Annotated in this window: 1 protein-coding gene; it reads right to left on the reverse strand. The window is 31.3% G+C overall.

Annotation, left to right across the window (positions count from 1 at the left end; genetic code table 11):
- Positions 1-36 precede the first annotated feature (36 nt).
- Positions 37-227: hypothetical protein (locus L979_RS16455; RefSeq protein WP_047692792.1), on the reverse strand; the 191-nt coding region annotated here is incomplete at its 5' end.

A 227-nucleotide genomic window follows, 5' to 3' on the forward strand; every position in this document is an offset into this window, starting at 1 on the left:
TCAATCGCCTTTTAGCTAGTGATTCAAAAGATGTTATCATACTTCTGCTTTAAGGAAACCTAAAATTTTCAAAGCCACATATTCTTCGCTATCTTCTTCAACCTCTTTTGCAAATTCTTTATCACTAGTTAGTTCTTCTTCTCCAGCATAATATAAAGGTGCAAACCTAGTCTTATCAGAGAAGTTATAAAACTTAAATTTAGGTTCAATAACTTCATAACCGTTAA

This window comes from Kocuria sp. ZOR0020 (genome assembly GCF_000800955.1).
Lineage (GTDB): Bacteria > Actinomycetota > Actinomycetes > Actinomycetales > Micrococcaceae > Kocuria > Kocuria subflava.